15 protein-coding genes are annotated in these 23,312 nt (G+C 59.4%); 7 read left to right on the top strand and 8 right to left on the bottom strand.

Annotation, left to right across the window (positions count from 1 at the left end; all coding sequences use genetic code 11):
- The first annotated feature begins 155 nt into the window (after positions 1–155).
- Positions 156–734 (top strand): DUF6931 family protein, encoded by a 579-nt coding sequence (locus AC0ZT5_RS00485; RefSeq protein ID WP_488494820.1) that lies wholly within the window; start codon positions 156–158, stop codon positions 732–734.
- A gap of 35 nt (positions 735–769) precedes the next feature.
- Here the strand turns inward: AC0ZT5_RS00485 and AC0ZT5_RS00480 are convergent, their stop codons facing one another.
- The 4 genes from AC0ZT5_RS00480 to AC0ZT5_RS00465 form a co-directional block, all read right to left on the bottom strand.
- Complete coding sequence (locus tag AC0ZT5_RS00480; protein WP_488494819.1) at positions 770–2,014, bottom strand: caspase family protein; 1,245 nt, start codon at positions 2,012–2,014, stop codon at positions 770–772.
- Positions 2,015–2,033: 19 nt separating this feature from the next.
- The gene (locus AC0ZT5_RS00475; RefSeq protein ID WP_477301017.1) at positions 2,034–3,143 is read right to left on the bottom strand and encodes an OmpA family protein; all 1,110 of its coding nucleotides are present in this window, start codon (positions 3,141–3,143) and stop codon (positions 2,034–2,036) included.
- Between the two features lie 255 nt (positions 3,144–3,398).
- A complete protein-coding gene (locus tag AC0ZT5_RS00470; RefSeq protein WP_488494818.1) occupies positions 3,399–6,896 on the bottom strand; it encodes an autotransporter in 3,498 nt (1,165 codons plus the stop codon).
- 241 nt (positions 6,897–7,137) lie between these two features.
- Entirely contained in the window at positions 7,138–7,863 is a 726-nt protein-coding gene (locus tag AC0ZT5_RS00465) for a hypothetical protein (RefSeq protein WP_488494817.1), read from the bottom strand.
- A 75-nt stretch (positions 7,864–7,938) separates the two neighbouring features.
- Between AC0ZT5_RS00465 and AC0ZT5_RS00460 the strand changes: the two genes are divergently transcribed.
- Positions 7,939–9,513, top strand: a complete 1,575-nt coding sequence (locus AC0ZT5_RS00460; RefSeq protein WP_488494816.1) for a caspase family protein — start codon at positions 7,939–7,941, stop codon at positions 9,511–9,513.
- A 141-nt stretch (positions 9,514–9,654) separates the two neighbouring features.
- Here AC0ZT5_RS00460 and eglC read toward each other — a convergent pair whose 3' ends face one another.
- Both eglC and AC0ZT5_RS00450 read right to left on the bottom strand, forming a co-directional pair.
- Positions 9,655–11,046: an endo-1,3-1,4-beta-glycanase EglC gene (eglC, locus tag AC0ZT5_RS00455; RefSeq protein WP_488494815.1), complete on the bottom strand. Its 1,392-nt coding sequence runs from the start codon at positions 11,044–11,046 to the stop codon at positions 9,655–9,657.
- A 232-nt stretch (positions 11,047–11,278) separates the two neighbouring features.
- A complete protein-coding gene (locus tag AC0ZT5_RS00450) occupies positions 11,279–13,855 on the bottom strand; it encodes a glycosyltransferase (RefSeq protein ID WP_488494814.1) in 2,577 nt (858 codons plus the stop codon).
- Positions 13,856–13,941: 86 nt separating this feature from the next.
- On the opposite strand from AC0ZT5_RS00450, the gene gmd reads away from it, so the two are divergent.
- Positions 13,942–14,982, top strand: coding sequence for a GDP-mannose 4,6-dehydratase (gene gmd / locus AC0ZT5_RS00445; protein WP_488494813.1), 1,041 nt, complete (start codon positions 13,942–13,944; stop codon positions 14,980–14,982).
- 24 nt (positions 14,983–15,006) lie between these two features.
- Here gmd and AC0ZT5_RS00440 read toward each other — a convergent pair whose 3' ends face one another.
- Complete coding sequence (locus tag AC0ZT5_RS00440) at positions 15,007–15,357, bottom strand: hypothetical protein (RefSeq protein ID WP_488494812.1); 351 nt, start codon at positions 15,355–15,357, stop codon at positions 15,007–15,009.
- A gap of 364 nt (positions 15,358–15,721) precedes the next feature.
- Here AC0ZT5_RS00440 and AC0ZT5_RS00435 point away from each other — a divergent pair, with 364 nt between their 5' ends.
- From AC0ZT5_RS00435 to AC0ZT5_RS00425, 3 genes are read left to right on the top strand one after another with little or no spacing between them, the layout of a single operon-like run.
- Positions 15,722–18,391, top strand: a complete 2,670-nt coding sequence (locus tag AC0ZT5_RS00435) for a hypothetical protein (RefSeq protein WP_488494811.1) — start codon at positions 15,722–15,724, stop codon at positions 18,389–18,391.
- Positions 18,388–19,299, top strand: coding sequence for a UbiA family prenyltransferase (locus AC0ZT5_RS00430; protein WP_488494810.1), 912 nt, complete (start codon positions 18,388–18,390; stop codon positions 19,297–19,299). Before AC0ZT5_RS00435 ends, AC0ZT5_RS00430 begins: the two co-directional genes overlap by 4 nt.
- 51 nt (positions 19,300–19,350) lie before the next feature.
- Positions 19,351–20,121, top strand: coding sequence for a glycosyltransferase family 2 protein (locus tag AC0ZT5_RS00425; protein ID WP_488494809.1), 771 nt, complete (start codon positions 19,351–19,353; stop codon positions 20,119–20,121).
- A gap of 48 nt (positions 20,122–20,169) precedes the next feature.
- Here AC0ZT5_RS00425 and AC0ZT5_RS00420 read toward each other — a convergent pair whose 3' ends face one another.
- Entirely contained in the window at positions 20,170–22,083 is a 1,914-nt protein-coding gene (locus AC0ZT5_RS00420) for a sulfotransferase family protein (RefSeq protein WP_488494808.1), read from the bottom strand.
- Positions 22,084–22,410: 327 nt separating this feature from the next.
- On the opposite strand from AC0ZT5_RS00420, the gene AC0ZT5_RS00415 reads away from it, so the two are divergent.
- Positions 22,411–23,106 (top strand): class I SAM-dependent methyltransferase, encoded by a 696-nt coding sequence (locus AC0ZT5_RS00415; protein ID WP_488494807.1) that lies wholly within the window; start codon positions 22,411–22,413, stop codon positions 23,104–23,106.
- Positions 23,107–23,312 lie beyond the last annotated feature (206 nt).

Below are 23,312 nucleotides of genomic sequence, written 5' to 3'. Positions count from 1 at the left end.
TGCGATCATACCAAATTCCCAGGCAATTGTCTGTCGACAAACGCGCTGGGGGCACGACAATGCCGAGAGTTGTTGCCGCGTCACGGGTTGAGACTTGACCCGCGCCGCGCCTGGGGCTTGAGTGGCCAAAGCTCCTCGATGAAAGCGTGGCGGTCATGGCCAACGGGCTCCGATTCAAAACGGCACGGGATCTTTTCATTGCTTGTCCCGCTATTGCCCGGGACATGAGAACCCCTCCAACCGAACAGCAACCGATCGAGTTTTGCCGCGGCCTCCTCGCCGGGCGCGTTCCCGAGGAAGCGATTACATTCTGTGCCTACCTGCTTCCCGAGCGGGCCGCGGTCTGGTGGGCCCATGAATGCCTGAGCCATCTGACCGACCTGTTTGATGAGAGCGATCACGAATTGCTCGCGCTTGTCCGCGACTGGGTGGGTGAACCGGACAGTCCCCACCTACGGGCAGCCGTCGGCACAGCCGCGGCGACACCGCCAACAACACCGGTCGGCTGGATTGCCCTGGCCGCGGGATGGCGTGACAATGGTTCGGCCAGGGCCGCGACGATGGCATCGGCCTTGCAACCCTTTCCTGCCGCCCATGCAGTCAATGCCGGGATTCTGGCCGGACTGGCACGTGTCGCACTCGCGGACCGGTTTTCCGTTCTTTCGGCATTTGTCGAGATGGGCATTCAGATGGCCGAGATCGAGGCGCTGCGCCAATCAGCGGATGCATATTAATTTAGAGCGTCAGAGCATCCGTCACCCGTCCTGCCTTACTTGCAGCCGCCTTGTGCCCATTTGGCCAGCGCCACCTTGAAACGCGTTCCAAGCGGATGCTGCAGGCGCAAGACAGACACGTCGTTAGCGGCGAAATTTTTCGCCTGTTCGCACAGCCGCTCCTCGTTCCATTGGTGGCAGCCGTCGCAGTGCTTGCCCTCCCATACCGATTTGTCCAATCCCTCCACCGGGCTGAAGCGCGGCTTGCTCTTGATGAGCTCGGCAATGCTCTTGCCGTCGATTTCGGGATCACCGAAATCGATAGGGTGGTTGAAAAAGATAGGATCGTCCGAGGCAAGCTTCGGGATTTTCTGACGCAGCACATTGAGTGCCAGCTGGGCGTCGTCGCCGGAGCCCGACGGATTTGCCGTGGCATTGCGCACCTCCGAGCCACCTTCCGGTTGTGGAGCGGTCGCCTCGCCGACGATCAGCGGCGCGTTGAGATCGATCTTGTGCAGCACGACCTCGGTCGTGAGCGAGACGTTGATCCAGGGACGCTGCTTGCCGGCGGTTGCCTTGAAGACATCGGCGGTGACGCGGTTCATCGCTTCGGTGATGGAAACATTGGCTTCGCCCATATGAGCGAGCAGCGCCGAAGCGAACGGCGAATGTTCGCCCGATCCGTCATAGGCCACCTGGCTGGGACTGGTGGCGAACGCGACAAGCGTGCCGGCGCCACCGTTCTCGATCGGGATTTCGGCAAGGCCGCTTTTTGCTCCCTTGACGCCGGCGGTCTTTGCCAGCACCTCGGCAAGCGGGTTGTCACGACAGGCATCGAGGAAAATCAACCTTATGCTGGTCTCGCGCGACATCTGCCGCAGAACGAAATCCACCGGCACCGCCTCGAAGTCGAGCGAGGTCTCGTCCTCAAGCGCTGCATCGACCGGAAGAAGGTAGTTGCTGCCTGAAACCTGCAACCCGTGGCCGGCATAGAAGAAAAGGGCGATATCGGCGCCGCGAACCTGCTTTGCAAACTGTGCAATCGTCGTCTGGGTCTGCAATTTGGTCAGGTCGAAGCCGGAAACGACTTCGAAGTCCAGGCTCTTCAGGCGTTCGGCCATGGCCTGCGCGTCGCGTACCGGATTGGTCAGCGCCGGTGCATGCTGATACTGGGAATTGCCAAGGACCAGCGCAACACGGCGTTCGGCACTGGCAGCCGACAAAGTCAAAAGCAGTGCCAGCGCGACAAGCCCGATGCCGCGCATAAGGCCACCGCAACGGGCAATCAGATCGAAACTCACCGGGACAACAGATCCTTCCTCAGTTGACGAGCTTGGTGGCGGAAAACTCGATCCGCCGATTGAGCGCCTTGTTCTTCGGCGTGTCGTTGGCGGCAACCGGATGATCCTCGCCGTAGCCGGTCGCCGTGATCTGCGTGCGAGGTATGCCCGCGGCGACGATGGCGTCGGCAACGGCCTGGGCCCTGCGTTCCGACAAGAGCTTGTTCTCGACAGGCGACCCATCGGAATCGGTGTGTCCGGAAACCTCGACCTTCAGGCCCGGGCATTTGCCAACGACACCGACGACCTCCGCGAGCAGCGGGCGGCTTTGGCTGTCGAGCCGTGCGCTCGCCGTTCGAAAGTAGATAGCTCCGGTGCGCGACAGCACCGCGAACCTGTTGAGGCACTCCTCGTCGCTGAAGTTGGTCTTCGCCGCATCGGTGGCGACAGGGCCGACGTCGGCAGCACTCGCCACGACGGTTTGCACAGTGGCAGGTTTGCTGCCGTCAGCGGTGAACACGAAATCGAACGACACCGAAGCCGTCGGAACAATATTGGTCACATTGGCCGCCTGCTGGAGTTTGTCGACGTTCGGCAGCAGCCCGAAATCTTCCACATGCACGGCAACAGGAGCCTCCGACGCGACCGACACCATGTTGTCGCTAATCATGGTCACCACGATGTTGGCCGAGAGATCCTTGTCGACCCCGTGCAGGTTGAGACGGAATGGAAGAACGGCCTTCACGCGCCGCTTGGTCGCGAGGTCGGCAAACGCCGCGGGATCCACCTTCGCGGTCAATTCAGCGGTCGGAAATTTGAATGTCTCGAAGAAAAGGAACCGCATGCGGACATTGCGAAGGTCGACCCCTGTATCGACCGAATTGAGGTCGAAGGAGACCTTGGCATCGCCCGCCGAACTGAGGCTGCCGGAAATATTCCTGATCTTGTTGGTTTCGACGATCGTGTTCTTCTTGACCGACTGATAGGTGAGTACCGAAGCGGTCGGATCGAGCGTCCAGTTCGGCTGTGCGTTCGCGCTTCCCAGTCCGGGCAAAAGCAACACGGAAAGCGCAACGATCAAGCCAAGCGTCTCTATGGCGAGCCAACTTCTTGACCGTGATTTCCACCAGAATCCGACGACTTCGAACATGGAACCCCCCTGCCTATGACAACAGACTTCCGTATCGACATCACGACCATGCGGTGTCGATGGAGAGCATAGAACACTTGCTCTCGCTTGGCGAGCATCTGCTGATTGCGCGGCGCGCCATTTCCAGGTGACACGAATTTCGGATCCGCCACACGAAAGCGCGTCGTCTGAATGGATTCAGACGACGCGCTTTAGGTCTTTGTTTTATGCATGTCGTTCTCCAAAACCGGGGCTACTTTGGGCGACATGCATTAGCTAGAAGGCGATTTTCACTCCGAGCTTTGCACCGACGGTGGAACTGTCGGACGAAGCCTTGCCACGGACTTCGCCGTTGACGGTGGTCAACTCCGACATCTTCAGGTTGAAGCCGGTCGACAGCGCGGCGGAAAAATCCGCATCGTCGAAGTCGATCTCCCTGGTGTCGATTTCGGTCGTGTTCTTGTAGCCGAAACGCTGCTGCAATTCGCCCCGCGCATAGGGGCTGATCACCATGCCGTTGCTCAGCGTGTAATCGCCATAGATGCCGGGCTCGAACTTGATCGCGCCAAAAGAAAGCCGGCTCTTGCCGAACTCGTTGCCGCCGCTGTCGGTGTAGGGATCACCACGGAACGAAACGCCAAGCAGGCCGCCACGCAGATCGAAACGGGTACGCTCGCTCAGCTTGAAGATGTGGCCGACCGATGCCGTCACCGCATAGCCCTGGGTGTCATAGCTGCCGGTGGTGCCGAGCACGCCGTTCGTCACATCGCTTCCGCCGATGAAGCCGGAAGCGGAGACCAGCGCGTAGTTGAAGTTCTTGCGGAACAGCGCGTAGCCGCCGAACATGCCGGCCTTGTTGGTGCCTTCGCCGATGGCGTCAAATCCCCGGAACCCGCCGAGGTTGACATCGGTCGAGGCATAGCCGGCGAAAACGCCGAGGTTCAGGCCATACTCATTGTCGAACTGGAAGTGTTTGGCGGCATTGAAATCCAGGCTGATGGCGGCCGAAAAATCATTGGCATCGAAGCTTGGGCCGGGGCCATTCAAACCACCGCCACTGATGTCGTAGCCGTCATGCTCGGTATGGGCGAACTGGCCGGAGGCGAAGACGCCAAAGCTGGACGAAACCGGCACCATTGCACCCCCGGTTGCCGGCGAGAGGTTGAGGTCAGCATCGATAGCATCACGGTTTATGCCGTAGAGGGCGTCGATTGCCACCGTGACCGCGCCGGCGTTGGTGGCGCTGGTGGGCGCCGCGGCAATACCGAAATTGGCCGGCGTGGCCCGCAGGAACAAGCCGCCATTCGGGCCAGTTACGATTTCATAGGTGAAAAGCGAACCCGGCGTGCCGGGAATTCCTTCGACGCTGAAGGTTCCGGCAACCGGTCCGCCGGTCGAGACGATGAGCGGGATATCGGTCGCCTGGGCGAATTGCGGTGTGCCCAGCAGATTGACGATGATGGTATTGGCGCCGGTGGCCGAAAACGCGCTGGCAACCAGTTGATCCGACTGCAACGTCTGCTGGTTGATGTCGAGGCTGATACTGGCGCCGTTGAGGGTGAGGCCGCCGAGCGTCAACACGTCGTTGGCTGCACCGTCCGTCATGTCGATCAGCGAATTCGTCGCGACGATCGAACCTGGCATGGTGACGTTGCCGTTGATGAACAGCGTCGAGCCGTTGCCGAGATTGAGCTGGTTGATGCCTTGCGTGCCACCGCTGAAGCGGAGCGTGGAGGCGTTGGCCGAAAAATTGTCGAAGCCGGTGAAGTTCTGGCTCTTGCCGCCGGCAGCGAGGTCGGTGCCGGTGACGGTGCCGTTGGCTCCCGTGCCGCTGAACAGGACCTCGTCGGCAAGGTTGAGCGGATCGACCGTGCCCACATTATCGATGATCAGCGTGTTGGCGCCGATTCCGGTGATGCTGCCGCCAATCGTGCCGCCGGAGAGATGGACGTGGTCTGCGTCGATGCCACCCTCGATGGTGCCGCCCGAAACTGAAACCTGGTCGAAACCGGCACCGCCGCTGACACTGCCGTGGATGGTTCCGCCGGAGACGGCTACGGTATCATCGCCGTCGTCGCCAGTTACGTTCCCAGTAATAGTGCCGCCGCTGACGGTCATCGTATCGTTGCCGGTGCCGCCGTTGACCGAACTGCCGATGGTGCCGCCCGAGATGTTGACGTGGTCATCGCCGTCATTGCCGGAAACCGACCCAGCGATCGTTCCGCCGCTGATGGTGATTGTATCGTTGCCGAGATCACCGATGATTTCACCCGTTACTACGCCACCGGATACAAAAATCCGGTCGTTGCCGTCATTGCCTTCGATGAAACTGTTTATCGTGCCGCCGCGCAGATCGATCGTATCATTGCCCGCGCCGCCGCTCACGGCGCCCCCGAGCGTGCCGCCGGTCATCAGGAAGCTGTCGTTGCCATCTTCCAGGCCGACAGAATCGACACCGTCCCCACCCTCACCAAGATCGATCCCGATACTGGCGTTGTCCGAGATCGTGACCTTGTCGTTCTGGCTGCCGGCGAAAATCGAACCGTCAATCCTACCGCCGCTCACGTCATAGGTGTTGCCGCCGCCGTCGCCGAAAACCGAACCGGTTACACGGCCCGCGGTCATGTTGAAAATATCGGCGCCGTCGCCGAGGTCGACGATGCCCGGAGACGCGGTCGTCCCGATGGTGCCGCCGTTGATGTTGACGGTGTCGTTGCCTTCGTTGCCGAATATGCTGCCGCCGATGGTGGCTCTGCCGCCGACCGTTATCGTGTCGTTTCCGATATCTCCATCAACGTAGAGATCGAGCGCGGCATTGCCGTTGATCGTGATCTGGTCGTCGCCTGCGTTTCCGGTCACGTAGCTGTGGATCGCGCCACCGCTGACAATCAGCGTGTCGTTGCCTCCGTCACCGCTCAGACTAGCGTCGAGGATGCCACCGGTCATGGTGAAATGGTCGTCGCCGTCGCCAAGCCCGATAGAACCTCCTCCTTCCGAGTCGCCGTAAACTATGGCGCCGTTCTTGATGGTGACGATATCGGCGCCGCCATTGGTGAAAACAGATCCGGTGACAACGCCGCCGGCGCCATCGACGACGCTTGTATCGCTGCCAATGGTGATGGTGTCGATGCCATCTCCGCCGAAGACTGAACCGTTGATTTGACCGCCGGTCATCTCCAGCGAATTATTGCCTTCGCCAAGGTCGATGTCCTGAATGCTGCCGGCCTGGATGACTACCTTGTCATCGCCCGCCCCGGTATTGAGATTGGCCATGACGTTGGGGCCGAATGGCTCGCCGTCGAAATCCCCATATGACATCTCAAACTGGTCGTTGCCGCCAAGGAGTTGGACGGTCCCCGCTCCCGGCTCCAAGGTGGTCGTTACCTCCGACGTTATCGGCGGCAGGTCACTTACGTCAGGCGTAGCCGTAATGTTGTCCAGGATGCCGCCAACGATGTTTACAATGTCGTCGCCATTGCCGTCATAATTGTTGACAATGACAGTCGAAGAGCTGTTGTCTTGCCCTTGGTAACCCTTGAACCCTGTCGTGAATGCGCCGTTGATGTCCTGGACATTTCCGGTTGTTGTGCACTTGACCGTGACCGACGTCGTTTCGAACGTCGTCACGGCCGAGATGCCTGAGCCGACCGTTGTCGCGGTGCCGCTCGCGGCAGCGGAGCAGGCTGCCGCGCCAGATATTTGGAAAGTGGATGCTGCCGCCAACGCGAGCAGCGAAACACCTGCCAACTGATAGGCCTCGCGCGGCACTCTCATTCGACTCCACCTTACGAGAAATCGATACCGTCACAAATTAAGGCAATTAAGATAGGTCCCCGACCCATCTGATGGGGCTCGTCGACTTGCTTGACCTTGAGTGTACGTGGCGGGCTGCTCTGCGGCAATGGTTAGACGTTCGCCCTCGGACCACTATAAGGCCATCTGTGGCGAGAAGGTCACTATAGAAAAGCTCAAAGCGAGCTTTTTACACCCATGTTCACAGTTCAAAGGGCACATCTTAGAGATCAGAATAGGCCGCGGAAACGGTCAGGTCTCCCGCATGAGCAACCTTGCGATTGTAGCTTGCCCATATTTCGCCGCCACACTGCTGCGCCCAGCGGTGACAGAAAGAAAAATCGGTGGGCAAATCCACGTCCGGCGTCACGATCTTTGAAAACGGCGTCAGAAAGCTCTCGAACTGCGCGGTGTATTTGTTGTTTCTGTAGCGCGACCGGTTCACCGTTTCGGGCAGTTTCTCAATTATGGTCGTCACGCAGTCACGGGAAATCAAAAAAATACCCGTGCCACATAGCGATACCCGGACAAAGCCGCCCATCTCCTGCCGCGGTTCAATGATGGTTCCGAGGAACTCCAGACTCCGCGCAAAGGCCTTGTCGAAGGGCAGTTTCGACAGTGAGTGGAGCTTGCGAAGATCGACCAGGCGCCGGGGATACAAAGTGCCGACCACCGGCTTGTCCAGCGCCAGCATCGCCGCGATGAGATCGGGCGAAAAGCCCATGTCGCTGTCGATCATCAGGATGTGGCTGCAATCCGGCTTGTTGTAGTAGAAATTGGTCAGCAGGTAGTTCCGGGAAAACGGGATATCCGTGTACTCGATTTCCGACAGCGAGAAGGCGTAGCTGGACAGGCTCTTGTGGGTCAGGGCCGCGAAGAGGCTGCGAACGAACACGCTTTTGTAGGCTGCTCCATAAACCGGCAGCGCAAGGTTGATCTTGATCGGCATCGCGTCCTCCTCAGTCCATCCGAGAGCATACAAACCCGTTTTCCCTATCTTTGACACGATTCTTGGTATAAATTTTTGCTGGCCTTTGGCGGCACGGGGTCCATACGCTCAGGCATGACTGTATTTGCGTGGGGTGCGCTTCGAAGGTTGCAGACCAGGATTGACGCAGACCGGAACGGGCATACTGATATGACCCATTGCCACAAACTCCTGCTTCGCATCCCGCTGCTTCTGCTTCTCGTGCTTCTTGGCTGGGCCGGCGCTCGCGCCGCGGTCGAGCAGAACCCGTCGCCGCAGCCCCGCAACCGGCTGGCGATCGTCATCGGCAATTCGAACTATCAAAGCACCCGCCTAGAGCATCTCCCCAATGCGGCAAACGATGCCACACGACTTTCGGAGAGCCTGAAACGGCTGAATTTCGAAGTCCTGACGGGAACTGATCTCTCGACCGAGGGTTTCGCCAAACTGCTTCGAGACGCCGATGCAAAGTTGCCGACCGCCAGTGCAGTCTTGATTTTCTATGCCGGCCATGGCGTGCAGTTGAATGGTGAAAACTACCTGCTCCCGGTCGATACGCCCGACCCCGAAAGCCTGGAAAAACTGGTGGCCAGCGCCATCAAGCTGAATGACGTCATCGCCAGGTACGCGCGCCGGGACCGCCAGACATTCATATTCCTGGACGCGTGCCGCAACAATCCGCTCGGTCCCGGCGCCGGTGCCGGCAATGGTCTGGCGCAAGTTGACGTCGGTGAGAACACGTTCGTTGCCTTTGCGACGCAGCCCGGCAATGTCACGGCCGATGGCGGCGGCGAGAACAGCCCGTTCACCGTCGCGTTGCTGAAGAATCTCGAGATCCCCGGACTGAGCGTCTCCGACATGATGATCCGCGTCCGCAACGAAACCGAGGCATTGACGGTTGGCCGTCAGGTGCCGTGGGATCAATCGAACCTGCGCGAGCAGTTCTATTTCACGGAGCAGCAGGCACTCGATCCGGCACAGTTGAGCGCAAGCCTTTCGCGAATTCTGGCCGACCCCATCGCCAAGAAGAGATTGCAGGTCGAGCTTGCCTCCAGCGACCTGCAAACTGCCGTGCTCGTCGTCGGGCAGACGTTGCGGTCGGTCGAGATTCCCGCACCATCAACCGGGGTACCTGAGCCGGTTGGCACTCAGGTCGCCAATCTGTCGCCAACTGAAAGCGTTGAGGACGCTCGCCAAAACGTCGTCTCCGGCCTCGAAACCCTCATTGTCGGCGCTTCGCCGGGCGAAGCGGAAAAGGACAAGGCTGGCGATCTTGCGCGCAGCATTCAGACGGAACTGCGTCGCCTGGGTTGCTACCGGATGCAGGTTGACGGCGATTGGGGCACCGGCTCCATCCGCGCCCTCACCGACTATTACAAAAACACCAAACAGGTTACGTCGACGACGGAGCCGACCGTCGGACTGCTCGGCGATCTCTTTCTGCGCTCCGGCAGAATTTGCAAGCAGCCGGTCATCGTAAAGGCCAAGCCGGCTAAGGTCGCGTCGGATGCCGGCCCGTCGCAAACCGGCTCCGGCCGCAAGACCGCGAAACGCTCGCAGGCCGTCCCGCAACGCCCAGCAGCGCCCCCGCCGGACATTGGTGCGGGCATAGGCATTGGTGGCGTGTTCTAGGATTGGCGGTCAGGCGCGCTTCGTTGCCGCCCTTGATCGCATGCTTATGCCTGGTCCCGATATTTATCTGGACATCGCGGAGTCCGGTCGCCACTCCGCTGCGCAAATCCGTGTCCTGCCCGACCCACCATCAGGTTGCGCCTAGACAATCCAATCGTGCAACGAGTAGGCATGGATGTAGTCGATCTGCATTTCCGCCGGTGTGGCAAGCCCGTCGGCGGGCGTTCCCGCGATGCCGCCAACCGCGAGATCGACCAGCATATACATCGGCTCGTGCATGTCGGCAGGCGTTGGGGCATGCGCGACTTCGACGTTGTCGAAATACCAGACGAGTTCGTTTTCCGTCCACAGCACCCCGTATTTGTGGAACCCTTCGGTATCCGCGGCATAGGGCGTGGAGGATACTGTCGTATGAGTTCCCGTCTCGTTCGTGTGGCTTGTCAGAAGGAGCTTGTTTGGATCCTGACCGGTCATCTCTATGGCGTCCAGTTCCGGGGGCCAGGAGCCGTCCGCCGGCAGAAGCCAGAAGGCCGGCCACGCGCCCTGTTTTTCGGGCATGTCGGCCCGAATTTCGAAATAGCCATAGGTCTGCGCGAAGGAGTCGTGCGTCGTCAGCAAACCTGACGTGTATTGGTAGTTGTTTATGTAGGGCTTGATAGCGTCAGGGGCCTTGGCGGCGGTAATCGTGAGAACACCGTTCTCGATACTGAACGGCTTGACGGAACTCGTCGGGGCGTAATTGGCATCGATATACCATTGAAGCTCGCCGTTGCCGGTGAGCGAGCTGCCGTTGGAGCCTCCCCACCAGAAGTTCGTGTTCCAGGTGCCGCTCGAGCCATTCCGCAGGTTCAGTGTGTTGAACTCGTCCGCGAAGGTGAGTTGCAGATGCGACCTGTCCAAGGCCAGGTCGAACTGGCTTGCGGCGAACTGGTCGATCGTCTTGTTGGCGAAGACAAGAAACTCGTTGCCGGATAGATCAAGTCGGACATTCGCTCCCGACTGGACCATGTTGGCGTGCACCTGGTCGAAGGAGGTGAAGCCGTAGCTCCCGACGCGCACCGTATCGTCGGCGCTGAAGTCCAGGATCAGGTCACTGCCGTTGCCGGGGGCGACGACGAAAATGTCCGCCCCGGAGCCGCCCTTGAGAACGTCGTCCCCCTTCAAGCCGTCGATCGTCTGTTGGCCGGAGCCGCCGGTGATGATGTTGTTCAGCTCGTTTCCGAAAGCATAGTGCTTGTCGCCCGTGACCGTGAGGTTTTCGAAATGCGCCGGGAGCCTGTAGTTCATCCAGGTCGAGATGGTGTCGACACCCTCATTGGCCAGCTCGACCGCCTTGTTCTTCGTGGAATACAGATAGTAGATATCATCGCCCTTGCCGCCATACATCGTGACGCTGACGTTGCCGTCGCCATAGAGCGAGTCGTTGTAGATGCTGCCATAGAGTGCCGGGCCGGAATTCGTGGCCGAGTACCATTTTACCGAGGATCCGCTGTAGGGGAGTGCAACGCCGTAGGCGTTCAGGACGGTGGCCATTGTAGTCTTGCTCCTCGACTCGATGCCAGCCCTAGCATCTATGGAGGGCACGAGAAGCCAATGTCTTTTTTGGTCTTCGACTTAGGAGGGTTACCGAAAGCTTAACACCAGCTTACTGCTGTTCCGCAAACGCCCGATCACCATCCCAAGCCCACAAAGCCCTGCCCGCTCGATCGGGCTGCGACCGCACGCAGCTCATCCCACGCGTCTCGGGACGGCGTCCTCGCCTGCTCTAGGTATTCAGGATGGAATTCCTGTATCCTTGGACGTCTTGAAGGCGATTTGCGATCACCTTGCCGACTGCCTCCGGGCTATGCACTTGAGCCATGTAGGTCCGGGCACGCTCGCCGACCGCGGTGACGGCCTCAATATTATCCGCAAGTTGCGCCATGACCCGAGCAGCTTCGTCTATGTCGGGATCGGCCCATTTCTGCCCTTCTATGAAATACGGGTATTGATCGGGCTCCACGCCGATCAATCGGTATGGAATAGGAAAACCAGTCTGCGTGCTGACAAAGTCCGTGCTTCCGGAAAAGTCCGTTGCAATGACCGCTTTGCCCATGGCCATGGCTTCGGCAATTCCCAATCCAAAACCTTCCGATCGATGCAACGAAATGAAGACATCGCATGATTTCGTCAGGCAATAGGTTTCGGCTCGAGTCAGAATTTCGTCAATCAAGACAACCCGCTTGTCGGTCTGCGCCAGGCCACGAATTGAATTCAGAATTGCTCGTTTGTGCGGGCTATTGCCCATTGTCTTGATGATCAAGGAAACCCGCCGATCGCGGTCCTGTCCGAACGCGCGAAGATAGGCCTGCAACACGGCATCCGGGTTCTTTCGGTCCGGGTAGGACGAAAAATCGAACGCAAACAAGAATGCCGTGGAATCCTTCGGAATCTGGAAGCGCTCCCGGTTCGCCTCGATGTTTGGCGGAACGGAAATAGCCACTGGAATGTGCACGACAGGACGGTCCGTACCGGCTATGAACGCGTCGCGGACGAAGGCCGTGGGGGCCCAAATCTCGTCCACACTCTGCAAGCTGGTCAGCCATTGCGGATGGATCAGAGGCAGTTCCCAGAAAGGCCGGACGATATTGTATCTGTTGTGCAGAACACCGACGCCGACGCCCTGAATGGTTGAACCCAGCATGTCGGCGTTTACGCAGAAAACGTTCACCATTTTGGATGGCCGGGCAGCGATGCGGTGCGTCAGGGCTCTGTCCCTGTGCGACGAAAGAACTTGCTCGTCAAAATTCGTGACATCGTAATTGATGCCCGCGCTCTCAATCGATCGGGCCAGCGAACGCATGGCTTCACCGACGCCCGTCTCTGAAAAAGGGTAACCGATGAGGGATAGACCAGGCGCAAGCGTAGCCTGGGTTGTCGTATCGAAATTCGTGGGCCAAGCACGCCTGAACATCGCATCGAGAAATTGTTTTCGCCTGGCCGGGGGCACCATTCCATAGAGCCAGCGAATGTGAGGTTGGGCTCTTAGGAGAGTTCGATAAGCACGACGCGCAACCCGCCTTGCAATCATCGAGGTTTGTTTGGCGGAGACGTCCGCCATTGCGTTTGGGCCGGTCTTCGCAGACCCAAGTTGGCTCATTCTTTCGGCGACCGTTTTCGTGAACCTGGAAGGAATCCCGGCCGACGATGCGCCGCCGGACATGTACCAGTCGGCATAGTTTATCTGGGATCGTCCCTCCTGGAGGGGGAAGTAGGATTGCAGGTCGCGCCTCGTCGTCCAGAGTGCGTGCGCAAGCTGCGTGACCACGCCACCAGGGTTCGGATTGACGTCGGCTGGACGGTCGAGATGGTCGGGCATCAGGGTGAAGGGATCGCCCTCGAAAGGCTCGAGCTTCTCGCGATAGACAATTCGCGCCAGGCTCGGAATATCGGTACCGTCGGAAAACGTCCCGAAGCCATAAGGCACTGCAGAAAACCTGCTTGCCCCATAGGCCTCCAACTGGTCGTGATAATCGGCCAACAGGTTTTCCAACTCCTTGGTCGACGTTGGCTTCCACCGCTGCTGGTGCTTTGACAGGACACTCTGGTCGCCGGGAGTGATCCCGCTGAAATGAAAGAACGCGAGTGGAGAGCCGTTGACCTCGTATCTCCCACCCATCCTTTTGATCGTGCGGGTATCCAGGTTCCAGTACGCCACGTTGTAGGCCGGATCGCGCAAGATGTGCGTGCCCGAGCAATAGGCCGGCCACAGGTCCATGAACTTCTGGTCGACGAAAATCCCGTCGCTCAGGCGATTGGCGACACACTCGTTTCGCAGGCGCGTCTCCCACCATTCCAGCAAGGCTGACGTCTCGTCCGTCCTGGCCAGGGCCAGAAATCCCAGATTGTAAATCCCGGCTTGCATGAAGGTCAGGTCGTTTGGGCGTTCGGGATGGAGGTTGGGGGCCAGCGCATGCGGCGTCAGGATGGACGTCGCCCCCTCGTCGAACGCCTGCAAGATCTCGTCGAAACGGCGATAGGCAAGGATGTCCGGATCCAGGTAAATGACGCGGTCAAAACCTTCGGCGAAAAGCCGCCGGAATACGGTCGGCTTGATCGCGGTGTTGAGTTCCATGACGTCGTAGCGAAAACTGAAGGCCCGACGATCGGGCAGATCGAGATCGTCGAAGAAAATATGGGCGTCGAACTCGGGAAAGGCGTCCTTCTCCAGGTCTTCCCGATGTGTGTCAGCGATGGCAAGTATGCAGGAAAAGTCTGGATGGTGGCGAGCAAACGAAGACGCAAGCGCCCGGGAATAGTGGAGATAATTCCAGGACGAAATCGTAAAAAACGCATTCCTCATGCTTAGCCCGAATCTTCCTTTGCCTTCACGTCAAAACGTTGCCATAGCGCACGACAAGGGCAATCCACAATCACAAGGGACAGGCCGTGGCAAATAAGACTGCGTTGATAACGGGCATCACCGGGCAGGATGGCGCCTACCTGTCAAAGCTGCTGCTTGACAAGGGATACCGTGTGGTCGGCTCCATGCGCCGTACGTCCGGCATCGGCACATGGCGCCTGCAAGATCTGCGGGTTCTGGACGATATCGAATTCGCGTCGATGGAACTGACCGAAGATTCAAACGTGCGTGCGGTGCTGGAGAAGATCAAGCCCGACGAAATTTACAATCTCGCGGCTCAAAGCTTTGTGGGCGATTCCTTTACACAGCCCATCTACACAACCCAGGTTACCGGGATCGGTGCATTGAGATTGCTGGAAGGCGTCAGGACCGTCGTCCCCACGGCGAAATTCTATCAGGCTTCAACGTCCGAAATGTTCGGAAAAGTACAACAGGTTCCGCAGTCCGAAAAAACTGCCTTCTATCCGCGCAGTCCTTATGGGGTCGCCAAACTGTTCGCGCATTGGACTGTCGTGAACTACAGGGAAGCATACGGGCTGCATTGCTGCAGCGGCATCCTCTTCAATCACGAATCGCCTTTGAGGGGCGTGGAGTTTCTCCCTCGAAAAGTGACGCTTGGCATGGCCAAATACGCATTGAGGGGCGAAGGGCCGCTGCGGGTCGGAAATCTGGAGGCGAAAAGAGATTGGGGCCATGCCAGGGATTACGTCGACGCAATGTGGAGGATGCTGCAAACGACGCCTGTGATGGATTTCGTTGTGGCGACCGGAAGAACGCACACCGTTCGTGATTTTGTCGAAATGGCCGCGAGCGCCTGCGGCATCTCCCTGGACTGGCAGGGAACGGGGCACAACGAGATGGCCATCGACCGAGCCACCGGGAACGTCGTTGTATCCGTCGATCCGGCTTTCTACAGACCATCGGAAGTCGACCTTCTTGTCGGCGACCCGTCCCTTGCGAAAGAAGTGCTGGACTGGAGTCCCACCGTTCGACTGGAGGATCTGGTCTCCGAGATGGTGGAGGCCGATATGCATCGGGTCTCCTCGAACCACGTTTCCGGGTTTTAGCAGACCGGGGACGCAGGCGCTCGGTCAGACGGTCCAGGTCCAGTCGATCGGGTAGTTGAAAATCGGGGTGAACGTCACGCCGACCGCCTCCATATCCCTACGGCCGTCGACGACCATCTCCTTCAATCGGTCCAACTGTGCAGCATGCTCGTCGGTGTCCCAGACACTCACCTGCACGATCGAGCCTTTCGGCGAGACGCCCGCATAAAAGTGAAGGAGCCCCGGCAGCCGTCTGATGGCCGGGATTATGTACTCCGAAGTCTTCTTGCTCGCGGCGTCGACCTCGGCGAACCGGCTCGGGTCGTAGCTGGCGCGCGAGACGCGGACGACGGCGGTTGCCGGTAATGACTCGGCCTTGGTGGTTCTTTCTGTCATAGGGACCTTCCTCGCTGCGGTCTGCATCGCAGCCGCTGTCTGCTACTGACCATGAGTCCGCGCTGCTTGGGGCAGTGCGCGGCGCGCCGATACCAATCAGATTTGCCCGCTTCGATGTCGGCGTCTTCAACACTGGCAATCTTGCCTCCCGGGAAAGCCGGCGACCAGGCTTGGCTTCAACATTCCTAATGTTCCTGTTGACGCGCCACGGCGATCATTGTCGAGCGCTGCGCGCGCCACTATGAGCTTCGATGGAAAAGTCTGATGGGGAAAATTATTGGTGACCGCGGCAACTACGGCCCACGTCCATAGCCAGGCAATTTCGACGCCGGCTTTCCGGCGCATTCGCGCTCGCGATGTCGCAATGGCGCTGCTGCTTGGGCTCCTCTCCCTGTTGGTCTACAACGCAAATATCCGGTCGATCACGGCGGCGGACAGCTATGCGGCGCGCTACCTGCCCTTTTCAATCTGGCAGAATCACAGCCTGACCTTGAATCCAATTCTAATCACGGTGGCTCAAGGACGAAAGCCTCCGGCAACGCCAGAGAAAGATGGCACTGCTCATTGGATCCTGAAGGTTGGGGGAGACCGATATGTATCAAAATTTCCCATTGTCGTTCCCGTCATCCTCTCCCCATTCTATCTGCCGGCAGTCATTTATCTGAACCACCATGGTGCCGATCCGCTGCTGTTCGACCAAGTCGCCCGGATCATGGAAAAGCTTTGTGCTTCTTCGCTGGCGGCGTTGTCAGTCGGTTTGCTCTATTTGCTCCTGCGGCGGCGGACCGATGAAGGGTTGGCCGCCATTCTGAGCCTGCTTTATGCATTTGGTACGACGACATGGGTCATCAGCAGCCAAGCGCTCTGGATGCATGGGCTCGCCCAGCTGCTGGTCGTGGCCACCATGCTTTTGCTCACGGGACCAGCCACGGCATTGCGGGTCGTCCTCGCAGGACTGCTTTGTGCACTTATCGCGGCCAACCGCCAGCCCGATGCCATATTGGCGGCAGGACTGGGTGTTTATGGCCTGTGGTGGGCTGGCCGCATGAGACCGTTTTTCGTCTTGTCGGGCCTGGTCCCCGTCGCTTTGACCCTGGCCTATAATCTCATGATCGTCGGCAACATCGCGGGGGCTTATGCGCTGCATGTTCGGCCCGGCGATTTCAACCACGACATAGTGGGCGGCATCGCCGGCCTTCTTGTCAGTCCGACCCGAGGGCTCTTCGTCTTCTCTCCGTTCCTGCTGTTCGTTCCCATTTTTTGTCGTCGCGTCGTGCTTGAGCGCTCAGGACGAGGGCTGACGGTAGCCATTGGCTGCGCCATGATCGTGCAAGTGTCGTTCTACGCCATGATCGATTGGCGGCAGGGTATCTCCTGGGGACCTCGATGGCTCACCGACATGCTGCCCATGCTGATGTGGATGCTTCCACCTGTCGTGAGGGCCTTGTCCCGGAACGGACGCGTGGCATTCGGGCTTGCATCACTCGTGGCGATCTCGATCCAGACGATCGGTGCCTTCTGGTATACCGGCATCGCCGACATGCCTATCGTCACCGCTCACGGACCAGGCAGAATGCGACCTGCCTGGGACATCCACAACGCAGCGTTTGTCGCCGAACTCCGGCACCCGCATGTCCAGGCCGACCTGATCGTCGATCTGCATGGCAACATCGATGCGGTGAATGTCTTGCCCGTCGGTCAAGGCAACGGCGGCGAAGCAGGCAGGCAGCTTGAGGTCCTCGGATGGGCGCTCACCAACAACCACTCTCCCAGCGACGTCGCCGTGCTGATCGATGGCCAATGGGGCGCCGCAACGCAGGAATTCTTTGCCAGGACCGATGTCGAGAAGGCGATGGGCCAGGCGAGCCCGGCTGGCTGGCGCGTCACCATTCCAATCGACCAGGTGGGCCCGGGTGAGCATCTGTTGGCGGTGCTGGTGCGCGCCACGGAGGGCGGCGAGCCGCGTCTCATGAAGCAGACCTCTTTCGTCCTGGCGCCGGACAATGAGGCGCTTGAGCATGTGACGGATCTGCCAAGTGCGGCGCGGCGCGCCCGGCAGATGCTCGCAAGCCATCAGCAGGCCGGCGGCTATTGGCTGACCTCCTTTACGAGTGCGACGCGATTTGAGCAGCCGCGCCAGGAAATGAACACCTATCTCAACGCCGTCATGCTTGATGTCGCCGGCCCCGTGGCCGAAGCCGCCGGCGCAAGCGACGTGCTTGCAAGGGCGCGCCAGTTCCTGGCAGCTCAGATCGAGCCGAGCGGTCTCGTTCGATATCACGGTCGACCAGATGCGCCGACGATCGGCACTCTTGGCTGCGCCATCACGCCCGATTCCGATGACACCGCCCTAGCATGGCGGGTCGCGCCGAGCGAAAAGAGCGAACTGCTGCAACCCGCGCTTGCCACCATAGCGCAGTTCAGGCGACCTGACGGGCTCTACAAGACCTGGCTTGCGCCACGGGACCAGTACCAATGCCTCGATCCCGGACGCGACGCCAATCCGGCGGATGTCGGAATCCAGATGCACATATTCCTGTTTCTTGAACAGGTGGACAAACCGGCCGCGCGATCGCTGTGCGAAGCGCTCTCGAAAAAAGCGGGCGACGACGATATCTGGGTCTACTACGCCGGTGCGCCGCTCATGATCTCTCTGCGGTTGGCGGAGCTGGAAAAGGCCGGCTGCTTGCTGCAATTCCCACAGGCGCAACTGCGGACCGACACTCCCGAACAAGAAATCTGGCTGCGGGCCGCCGACCAGCTTCGGCAAATGGAAAGCCATGCCGGCTCATATGCTGCCTACCAGCGAACCGCCGAACTGCTGACCGATATCGCTGCGGATGACTTTTCCTTGATGAGCCATACGCCTCCGCTCCTGTATCACAATGACCTTACAGCAACGGTGAAACGATTCTATTGGTCGCAAGATTTCGGATATGCGCTGTGGTTGCGGCTCTATTTCGAGAACGAACGTATGCTATCAAAGCTTCCTTGTGGTTCCGGCGGCCCGGAACAAAAATGTGGTGAGAAGTGACGCAAATCGCGAGCGACACGGTCGGTCAAAATCGCCACCGGGCGACACATCTGTCCCGTTGGCTTTCTTGCATCCGTTTCGATGAAGTCGTCGCGCTTCAGGCCACTCCGATCATCGGTGCGGTCCTTTCGATCGGATCGCTGTCAGCGAGCCATGCGCTGACCGTAGCTATTTTGATGGCCGGCAACCTGTTTCTGATGGCTCACGTGTTTGTCCTCAACGACTGGTCAGGAATCGACGGAGATCTCAAAGATCCGGACCGAGCCAGCCGAACATTCGCAGCAAAAGGTCTGACGCGCAGGGAAATCGGCTATCTTGCCGGCTCACTGCTGGCGATCAGTCTGCTCCTGTTTGGGCTGATAAATACGAGGGCGCTCGTTGTTGCGATAACGATGGCAGGGCTAAGCGCCCTGTATTCCGGCCCGACCCTGCATCTGAAGGGTGCGCCGCTTTTCAGCTCGGCCCTGCATTTTGTCGGCGGCTGCATGCATTTCCTGCTCGGTTATGCGGCTTTTGGCGCGATCAATGCACAGGGTCTCGTCGTCAGTTGTTTCTTTGGATTGGTATTCACTGCCGGCCATTTCACGCATGAGGCACGCGACTATCACGTCGACTTGCTCAACGGCATACGGACGAACGCCGTGGCGTTTGGCAAGACCAGGAGTTTTGTCGCGGGCCTCGTGCTTTTTATCTCGGCATATGCGCTCATGGTCGCGCTCGCTGTGCTCGGATTGGTTCCGTTCGCCCTCGTGTTTGCCGCCGCATTCATTCCGGTACATCTGTGGGCTTCGCGCCGCGCCATGCTGGCCGGCCTGACGTCCGAGAGCCTCTATCGACTGCAACGATGTTACCGGGCGCTCTTCGCCACCATTGGCATCGTTATGATTGCGATGGTCGCTTTGTCCTAGCCGGCAGTGTCGGGTTCCACACAACAGGCGACTTTCCGGCCTCGAGGTTCCATGCTTTCCGTAATCGTACCGGTCTTCAACGAAGCAGTCACATTGCCGCACGTGTTGGCGATGGTGAGCACAGCACTTCCCGCCGCGGCTAAGGAAATCATCATCGTGGATGACGGCTCCTCCGACGGCACCCGCGAGTGGCTCAAGGCCAATTTTCCGACCGGTTCTCGCTGTGCCACGTCCCTGACCGTCAACATCGACGGAGGTCTGGTCTTCACCGAGGAACCGGGGATTGCCCCGGTCACGGTGCGCGTGTTCCATCACGACAGAAATAGCGGAAAAGGCGCCGCGCTGCAGACCGGGCTGGCGGCCGTCAAGGGCGACGTCATTGTCATCCAGGACGCAGACCTTGAATACGATCCTGCGGATTGGACCGTTATGTATGACCTTATTGTCAGGCGAAAAGTTGCAGATGTCGTCTACGGCTCACGCTTCTACGGCCGGCCCCATCGTTCGCTCTATTTCCACCATTATCTGGCCAATCGCTTCATCTCCCTGGTGTTCAATCTTCTCTACAACCAGACGCTGACGGACATCGAGTGCTGCTACAAGATGTTCACGCGAGACGTCATGAGCCGGCTGCGTCTGACCTGCAACGACTTTGGCTGTGAAATTCAGCTCAGCGCCCAGATCGCGCTTGCCGGCCGCTGGCGTATATACGAAATAGGAATCAGCTATTTCGGCCGCACCTACGAGGAAGGCAAGAAAATCGGATGGCGCGATGGCGTCAAGGCAATCTGGTATCTCGCCCGCTTCCGGCTCTTTTCTTGAACCACCGACGGCGGCGCACCAGGACATGCACCGCAAACGCTGAGCTTTTCAGCGTCCGCTTTCGGCAGCCGAGTTGATTTTCTCCAGTTCTGCCGCAAGCGTCCTGGCATATTCCTGGGTCTCAGCCCGCGACTGCTCGAGGCTTCTGGCGTATTCGGCGGCGGCTTTGTTCGCCTCCCGCAACTGGGCTACTGTGTCTTCCAAGGAGCTCGTGTAACGCGCCGCCTCCTCGGTCTGGGCCCGCGACTGCTCAAGGCTTCTGGCGTATTCGGTCGTGGCGTCATTCGCCTCGCGCAGCTGAGCCACCGTCTCTTCCAGGGATGTCGCGTAACGCGCCGCCTCCTCGGCACTTTTCGACCGCTCTTCCAGGGCGACCTGCAAGCTATGCACATATCGGCCAACTTCGCCATTCATGGTATCGCCGCCGGCGGCCTCCTCGGCCTTGGCCCGGGACTGTTCGAGGCTTTTGGCGTATCCGGCCGCGGCCTCGTTCGCCTTCCGCAACTGGGCCAATGTGTCTTCCAGGGAGTTCGCGTAACGCGCTGCCTCCCTGGCATCTTTCGATCGCTCTTCCAGGGCGACCTGCAAGCTGTGTACATATCGACCGACCTCGCCCTTCACGGCATTGCTGTTGGCGGCGATGATCGCCTGCGCGGTGCTTCGCTCGAGTTCCATTTTTTCCAGGTGCTCGATGCCAATCGTCACCAGGCTTGATGGAAATTCGCCGTTCTGCCGCATTATCCAGTCGGCGCTTCCCAAGGCCACAACGGCCAGGGACGCATCGTCGAAAGTCAGTCCGGTCTGCTTCGCCACGGCGCTGGCATGGCCAAGGCCATCCCGGTCCTGAAATAGGATGGCGTCGAAATGCTGGGCGCGGACGTGTCTCAACAACTGGATCGTTGAAGCCAGAAAGGGCGGCTGGTCCAGCGGGCCGTCTGCGTCGAGATATTCGATGTCGAAGAAATGGCTTTCGGCAAAGGCCGCGAAGGCATTCTCGTCTGCCTCGGTGAATGCGCCGATGTCGACGATGGAAACGTCGATGTCGGCGGCTATGGCGGCGTCAACCGCGGCTCTCGCCGCGCCGTCACCACGGGCGGGCTTCCAAAACAGGTCGCCGACAAGGCATATTTTTCGCTGGCCCGCACGCCGGCGCATGACGCGTAGACCGCCTGACGACCGCGGCGGCGCAGGCGGATGCTGAATGCCGGCATAGACACCGTCGAATGACTGCTTCACCGCGCCGAAAACGGCCGGATCAGGCGCGCGGCCTTCGGCAGCGCGACGCAGTTCGGAATAGATCGGCGCGATCCATGCAGACCACACGCCCTGACGGCAATCCAGATCCTCGGGCTTTTGATGATGCCGCAGCTCCCGCGACAGAAAGCCGTCGATCTCGGCTGCGGCATCCGGGATGGATCTTGGCCACGCGATCTTGAGTTCATCGCCGAGACGGCGGGCGACCGACCTCCAGTCGTCCAGCAACGTCGAATAGTCGCAGAACGCCCTGTCGACGTCGCGCGTGTATTCTTCGGCGGCCAGATTGTACCGCAACCACAGCAGGCCTCCCCGATCCAGAGGCCAGGATTGCCAGTCACCTGCCAGGCTCTGTCGCTTCGCCAGGGAAAGCGCGACTTCCATGGGATTGCGCGAGATGACGACCGCGACGCACCGTATTTCCAGCTTGGCCAGCGCGGCCCGCCACAAGGGAAACAGCAGCGAGATCCGCGGATCCTTCAGCACGAAGAGCGGATCGTCGCCATATTCATCGGCGATCATATCTTTCAGCCTGTCGATGAAGGCTTGTGCCGCGGGCCGTTGCAGCCATTCGCCGGACGGTCCCTGGACATCGTTTACGGGCGATTCCGCCAGGTCCAGGATCTGGTCGTTGAGGCGCACTGCGGCTTCCGGTTCCCAATGGCCGATCTCGTTGCCAAGACCCGCGGGATTGAGGTTGCGCGGCAAGGAGGCACCTAGAAAACTGAGCATGCGCGCCAGCGCGGAGGTGCCGCTGCGGTGCATCCCGACGACAACTATGGCGGTTCTGCTGGTCATAAGAGTTCCAAGGATACGCGTTCGGCACCTAAAGGCGATCGAACCCTACGGAGGGACGGCGCCATGCGCTCCCGATTGCTGTCGGGGACATCAGTTGAACTGTTGGCAACGATGGACCCCGCATGCATAGTCGCCGCCTGGCGCACATAACCGGCAGATGATGTTCGGGGCAAATTTTGTCTCCTGATAGAAGCGGGACTTGGATTGGAGATTAGAGAGATGCACTCCGGAGCACCAGTGACCTCCGACCGAGACAGAGCCCGGGCGATCGTTTCAAAGGTACCGCATTGGCACCACAAATTTGAAGTGTACCCCGGCGTGGTCACGCCGGGCTCCTACGATCCCCAGTTCCTGCTCGAAAAACTGCGATTGCCTAAGGATATGACCGGCCTGCGGGTGTTGGACATAGGCCCGTCGGACGGTTTTTTTTCGATGAACATGGCTCGCCGCGGAGCACAGGTAACGGTGGTCGATTATCGGGCCAAGAATGGCCATGGATTCGAAGCCATGGAGCAACTTACCGGTTTGGAATTCGACTACAGGCAGATGAACCTGTACGACATTCCCGGTTCCGATATTGGCGAGTTCGATATCGTCCTGTTTCTAGGCGTTCTTTATCATCTGCCCGACATGATGCGCGCGCTGAACATCGTTGCGCAGCTGTGTCGGAGCCGCCTGCTAGTTGAAACGCAGTTCGAACCGGAGCTGATGCCCGGCGTCGCGGTTGCGCAGTACTACGAAGCAGGGACACTTGCCGGCGACATCACCAATTTCTGGGTCCCCAACAGGGAATGCCTCTTTGCCATGTTGCGCGACGTTGGCTTTCAAATCGATCGGGACGAGAGCTGGGGCAAACGCCTTCTGGTGGACGCTTCATCAACCACCATGGCTAGGACGAAGATGGGCCTTGCCTACGGGCTGGTACCCACCTGAGGGATCGGCAGCCAACATCGATCAAGTGCGGCAGCGCGTGGGCATCTACACAAAAACGTCATTGTACCCGAACCCCTTGTAGCAGCCACCTGCTACCGGCGACCCGAACTTAGGTGCTATGTGATATGGGTGGCGAACCTCACCGAGGCGAGGTAGGATTCACCTCAAGAGAAGAAAAAGTGAGCCGTACCCTCGGCCAAGCCGAG

It is taken from the genome of Mesorhizobium sp. CNPSo 4670 (assembly GCF_057784235.1).
The sequence above is the reverse complement of the archived record's forward strand: the minus strand, read 5'-3'. Positions and strand labels throughout refer to the sequence as shown.

Excerpts from the sequence above, each read along its gene's own strand:
- AC0ZT5_RS00450 (WP_488494814.1), bottom strand. The coding sequence starts at position 13,855 with ATGAGGAATGCGTTTTTTACGATTTCGTCCTGGAATTATCTCCACTAT.
- AC0ZT5_RS00440 (WP_488494812.1), bottom strand. The coding sequence starts at position 15,357 with ATGACAGAAAGAACCACCAAGGCCGAGTCATTACCGGCAACCGCCGTC.
- AC0ZT5_RS00465 (WP_488494817.1), bottom strand. The coding sequence starts at position 7,863 with ATGCCGATCAAGATCAACCTTGCGCTGCCGGTTTATGGAGCAGCCTAC.
- AC0ZT5_RS00435 (WP_488494811.1), top strand. The coding sequence starts at position 15,722 with ATGGCGCTGCTGCTTGGGCTCCTCTCCCTGTTGGTCTACAACGCAAAT.
- AC0ZT5_RS00425 (WP_488494809.1), top strand. The coding sequence starts at position 19,351 with ATGCTTTCCGTAATCGTACCGGTCTTCAACGAAGCAGTCACATTGCCG.
- eglC (WP_488494815.1), bottom strand. The coding sequence starts at position 11,046 with ATGGCCACCGTCCTGAACGCCTACGGCGTTGCACTCCCCTACAGCGGA.
- AC0ZT5_RS00475 (WP_477301017.1), bottom strand. The coding sequence starts at position 3,143 with ATGTTCGAAGTCGTCGGATTCTGGTGGAAATCACGGTCAAGAAGTTGG.
- AC0ZT5_RS00485 (WP_488494820.1), top strand. The coding sequence starts at position 156 with ATGGCCAACGGGCTCCGATTCAAAACGGCACGGGATCTTTTCATTGCT.
- AC0ZT5_RS00470 (WP_488494818.1), bottom strand. The coding sequence starts at position 6,896 with ATGAGAGTGCCGCGCGAGGCCTATCAGTTGGCAGGTGTTTCGCTGCTC.